The sequence below is a fragment of the Rhodovulum sp. genome (assembly GCF_011048875.1).
Classification (GTDB): domain Bacteria; phylum Pseudomonadota; class Alphaproteobacteria; order Rhodobacterales; family Rhodobacteraceae; genus Rhodovulum; species Rhodovulum tesquicola.
The window spans coordinates 1-4,590 of record NZ_DSDD01000458.1; the positions used below are offsets into that span (position 1 = coordinate 1).

The 4,590-nt window shown below is 62.3% G+C and carries 5 protein-coding genes; 1 reads left to right on the plus strand and 4 read right to left on the minus strand.

Features of this window, described 5'->3' with window-relative positions; all coding sequences use genetic code 11:
• Positions 1-247 precede the first annotated feature (247 nt).
• Both ENN83_RS15615 and ENN83_RS15620 read right to left on the minus strand, forming a co-directional pair.
• Positions 248-2,314: a HelD family protein gene (locus ENN83_RS15615; RefSeq protein WP_287188612.1), complete on the minus strand. Its 2,067-nt coding sequence runs from the start codon at positions 2,312-2,314 to the stop codon at positions 248-250.
• A 26-nt stretch (positions 2,315-2,340) separates the two neighbouring features.
• On the minus strand, positions 2,341-2,721 hold the full coding sequence (locus ENN83_RS15620; protein WP_287188615.1) for a hypothetical protein: 381 nt from the start codon (positions 2,719-2,721) through the stop codon (positions 2,341-2,343).
• A gap of 40 nt (positions 2,722-2,761) precedes the next feature.
• Here ENN83_RS15620 and ENN83_RS15625 point away from each other — a divergent pair, with 40 nt between their 5' ends.
• On the plus strand, positions 2,762-2,953 hold the full coding sequence (locus ENN83_RS15625) for a hypothetical protein (protein ID WP_287188618.1): 192 nt from the start codon (positions 2,762-2,764) through the stop codon (positions 2,951-2,953).
• Between the two features lie 8 nt (positions 2,954-2,961).
• Here ENN83_RS15625 and ENN83_RS15630 read toward each other — a convergent pair whose 3' ends face one another.
• Positions 2,962-3,654: a class I SAM-dependent methyltransferase gene (locus ENN83_RS15630; RefSeq protein WP_287188621.1), complete on the minus strand. Its 693-nt coding sequence runs from the start codon at positions 3,652-3,654 to the stop codon at positions 2,962-2,964.
• A complete protein-coding gene (locus ENN83_RS15635) occupies positions 3,651-4,382 on the minus strand; it encodes a hypothetical protein (protein WP_287188624.1) in 732 nt (243 codons plus the stop codon). The genes ENN83_RS15630 and ENN83_RS15635 overlap by 4 nt, the downstream gene beginning before the upstream one ends.
• Positions 4,383-4,590 lie beyond the last annotated feature (208 nt).

Genomic DNA, 4,590 nt, shown 5'->3' on the forward strand with positions numbered 1-4,590 from the left:
CAAATGGACGCCCATTTTGCCGTCTCTCTCCAAATCCAACACCTCCGCCGCAAATGTGCACGGAGAATGAAGGCATCAGGTCAGAAATGGCAGGAGGGGGGCGCCGTCGCGCTTACCGTTCGAAGACAGCCTGGCGGCATGCAGATGTAGCCGACCTGGAGTGCGAAACGCTGCCGCAGGTAGTCGTCATCCGGCAACCTTGGAGCTTTGCAGAAACAGCGGTGCGCCCGGTCGGCCAATGAGCTGATTATGCGTGCGCGATGGGGGGCAGCAGCTTCGACGGCGCACCCACGCAAATCAGGTCCAGCCTATGCATGGCGCGGGTGCAGGCGACGTAGAGCAGGTTGCGATCCATCTCGGAGGAGAAAACAGCCTCGCTGGCGTCGGGGATGATCACCCGGTCGAACTCCAGCCCCTTGGCCAGATGTGGGGTGCAGATGAGGACACCGGTGGAAAATCCTGTGCTACCCTCCTCGAGTAGCCGTGCTTCGATTCCCGCCTCCGCCAGCGCCTTGTGCAGGCGCTTTGCCTGGCCTTGCGTCTTGGCCAAGGCGGCGAGGCTGGTATGATCCGAGGCGTGGAAATCCTCGACGGCAGCCTTGATGCACGCGACGGCCTCTTTCTGGGTATTGACGACCGACAGGGAGGGCGCAGGTCCATGCCGCTCCATCGCGACGAGGTCCGGGTTGGGCGCGATCTTCAGCGCGAACTGCATGATTTCCCAGGTCGAGCGATAGCTCTTGTTCAGCGTCACGCGATACGCACCGTCAAGCACCTGTTCGATCCGCTCAGACGTTGAGGCGCTGTATGGATTCACCGATTGCGTTGCGTCACCAAGGATCGTCTTGCGACATTTGAACAGCCGTGCCAGCACCGCGTAGTGGACTGGCGTGTAGTCCTGCATCTCGTCCACCAGAAGATGCTTGACACCGGCATAGGGGTTTTCGACGCCTTCGGTCAGCATCTGCAGGTAGATCAACGGAAAAACGTCGGCATATTCGAGCTTGCCGCCTGTCGGCTTGAACAGGTCGGGCCGATCGATCCAGTCGAAGAATTCCTTGTAGGCCTTACGCAGCGTGGTGCGATTCACCATTCCGCGCACCGCCGTACGGATCACGGCGCGTTCTTCCTTGCGCAGATCGATATGGTACTGCGCCTCGAACTGTTCGATGACCGCGTTTCCGGTGGCGACGATGCGCTCGGCGATATCGAGATGCTTGAGCCGCTCCCACGTGGTCTCGAACACAAATCCCGGAAGCGGACGCTTGCGCACCACGACATCCTCGGGCTGGAATGCGGTTTTTTCCAGATGCCGGGCATAGGCTTCGATCTGGCGCAGGAACTCGGGCGTAGCCTTCGCCCGAATCCGCTCCTTCATCGCGTCGTCGTCGCTTTCCAGCAGCAGCGCGGTCTGCTCAAAAAAGGTCTGGAACCGGATCTTGTCGCCGAGAATCTGCGCGGCCAGCGTTTCCATGCCGATCTCGGGCACGGTTTCTTCGCCCAGCTCCGGCAGCACATTGCCGATGTAGTCGGCAAAGACCCGGTTCGGCGAAATGATCAGGATGTCGCTCGAGCTGAGCGTGTCCTTGAAGCGGTAGAGCAGAAACGCGATCCGGTGCAGCGCGATCGAAGTCTTGCCCGATCCGGCGACGCCCTGGATGATCAGCGTGTGCGCCTCGGCGTCGCGGATGATGGCGTTCTGGTCGCGCTGGATCGTGGCGACGATGTTCCTCATGCCATCGTCGCTGGCCTGCGCAAGCGTGTCCTGCAGCACGTCGTCGACGATATTCACGCTGACGTCGAGCATGAACTCCATGGCGCTGTCGCGGATGCGGAATTGCCGTTTGAGATCAATTTCGCCGGGGATCGTGCCCGAGGGCGCCTCATAGCGGGCCGGGCCGGTCTCGAAGTCGTAGAACAGCGACGAGATCGGTGCGCGCCAGTCATGGACCCAGGGCTCCTGCGTTTCCTCGTCACGAAAGTCGTGAATCCCCACGTAATAGGCACCCGTTTCGTTGCGATCCGCGCGGCGGAAGTCGAAGCGCCCGAAATAGGGTGACTTGCGCAGTTTCTCCAACTTTTTCGCCTGCGCGCGCAGCACGTCAGATGACCGCATCATCTGATCGATCGACTGACGCATGCCGACCTTGTCTATATGGTCCATATCGCGCCGGGCCTCCCACATATGATCATGGGCGGCCTGAATCTCGTGCTGATACTCGGACAGGCGTGATCCGATGACCCTGAGATTGGCGTCGATTCTGGCCAGGCAGTCACTCAGGCGGTTCTGTTCTTCATGTTTGGGATCCGTCATGGGTGTGGTGTAATCTCACTTCGTGTTCATGCTGAGGTTTCGTTTCCTATACCCGCTTGCGCGCGAAAGACAGCCATCTGGCTGGCACCGCCCAGGTCTGGATGCGCGCCTGCGATATCGCGGAACCTGACATAGTAGCGCCAGGCCGCGGCGACGCGTCGCCCCCAGCTGCGGAACCGGGCGCGCGGCCATTCGAAACGGTGATCGGGGTGGCGAAAGCGGTGGGGCGGCACGCCGAGCAGCGAGTTGAACTCGGCGTTCGGGGTGGTGATGATGACCGTGCGGGGCCGCATCTGGCCGAAGACTGCATGCTCCAGCCGCGAACGATGTCCAGGGTCGATATGCTCGATCATCTCGATCAGCACCGCGCACTCGGACCCTGCCAGCGCGACGTGGCCGTCGATCATCGATGCCCGTTGCAATTCGATGTTGCCTACCCCTCACGGGATGCTCGTCGAGCCTGCCCTGCAGCCGCTCCAGCAACGCAGCGCAGATGTCGATCCCTGCAAGACGGCGCAAACCCGGTTGTGTAGCGAGGCAGACGAAAAGATCGCCATCGCCACAGCCCAGATCCAGCACGCTTTCCGCGCCAGCATTCAGAACCTCGGCCCGCGCGGCTTCAATCCTCTGTTCGTGTAGCCGGGTCGTCATGCGCCCCCCAGTGCGGCTGGCCGCTGCATCAGGACGACATCCTTGACCGGCACCTCGCAACGCCAGCCCCAGCCATGCGCCAGATGCCGGAAAGTGGCCTCGCGGTAGAACACCACATGGGTGGGGTCCTTGCGATAATGCCAGTCCCTGAAGCGGGCGTCGTCAGTCTGGAAACAGGTCATCACCGCCAGCCAGCCGCTGGGGCGGATCAGCGCGCTCAGCCGGGAGAATTCGGTGCGTGGATCGTGAAAATGCTCGGCCACCTCGGTGCATGTGACGAAGTCGTAGGTTTCGGACAAAGGCGCGGGATCCGGGGCAAAGAAGGGGTCGTAAAGCGCGACCTCGTGCCCCGCCTCGCGCAGCATCGCCGCTAGCGCCGGACCGGGCCCGCAGCCATAATCGAGCCCGCGCGAACCGGGTGCCAGCCGCGCAAGCAGGGGTTCCGACAGCTTGGAAAGGAAGCGGCGATAGCGCGGATCGTCGGGGTCGTTTTCGTGGTGCAGGTAGTGGGCGTATTCCTCGTCGCGCAGCGGGCGCTGAGCGGGCGCGAGATAACGTGCCTCGCAGTCAGCGCAGCGCCAGTAATGTCTATCCTGAACGTTGAGAAACTGTTCAGTCTGAACCGCACCACACACCGGGCAGTCGGTCCTGGAAAGGGCATGGGGGATGGTCGCCGCAGCCACGTTCATTCCGCAAATCTGCTGCCATTGCGCGCCAGATAGACCGTCTGGGTGAAGGGGCGGTCGGTGAGCGGGTTATGAAAGGTCACCGGCTCGGCCCAGGCCTTGGGAAACGCCTGCGCGAGACGATCCAGAAACCGCTGATCCGTCGGGTCGTTCGACCAGAGCCCGAAGATGCCATCGGGCTTCAGATGCCTGCGCACAGCCGTCAGGCCGGCGGGTTGATAGAAACTGTCGCTGCGCGTGTCGAGCAGCAATTCGGGCGTGTGGTCGATATCCACCAGCACCGCGTCGAACAGCCGACGCGGCCGCTTATCGTCGAAACCGGCTGCGCTCGCGGCCATGGCGAAGAAATCGCCCTGCACCAGCCGGCAGCGCGGGTCGTCGGGCAGCGCGCGGCCCATGGGCAGGATGCCGCTTTGATGCCATTCGATCACCGGCGCAAGGAACTCGACAACCACAAGCTCGCCGACGTTCTCGTGTTCCAGCACCGCCTGCGCCGTATAGCCCAGCCCCAGCCCGCCAACCACGACATCGAGCGGTGCGCCCTGACAGGCCGCTACCCCCAGCCGCCCGAGGGCAACCTCGGAGGCGGTAAAGTGGCTGGTCATCAGGAATTCCTCGCCGAGCATGATCTCGAAGACATCCGCGCCAAGCCGCAGATCGCGCCGCCGCCGGAGGCTCAACGCGCCGATCGGCGTTATGCTGTAATCGAGTTCTTCAAACAAATGGCTCATGGGAACAGGCCGTGAATGGCCATGCCGCCTTTCTCCAGATCCTGTCGGGATGCGGCCTTATCCATGATTTGCGAGAAAGACTCAAGGAACGTCTGATAAACGGCTTCGGCAGCGCCGAGATGGCTGCCTGAGCGCTTCGGCCGCTGCGAGACGGAGTTTTTGTGGCTCGTTTCGTGTTTTCAGGCCCGCCAGATGGGCGGTCTGGCAG

Excerpts from the sequence above, each read along its gene's own strand:
- ENN83_RS15615 (WP_287188612.1), bottom strand. The coding sequence starts at position 2,314 with ATGACGGATCCCAAACATGAAGAACAGAACCGCCTGAGTGACTGCCTG.
- ENN83_RS15620 (WP_287188615.1), bottom strand. The coding sequence starts at position 2,721 with ATGATCGACGGCCACGTCGCGCTGGCAGGGTCCGAGTGCGCGGTGCTG.
- ENN83_RS15625 (WP_287188618.1), top strand. The coding sequence starts at position 2,762 with ATGCTCGTCGAGCCTGCCCTGCAGCCGCTCCAGCAACGCAGCGCAGAT.
- ENN83_RS15630 (WP_287188621.1), bottom strand. The coding sequence starts at position 3,654 with ATGAACGTGGCTGCGGCGACCATCCCCCATGCCCTTTCCAGGACCGAC.
- ENN83_RS15635 (WP_287188624.1), bottom strand. The coding sequence starts at position 4,382 with ATGAGCCATTTGTTTGAAGAACTCGATTACAGCATAACGCCGATCGGC.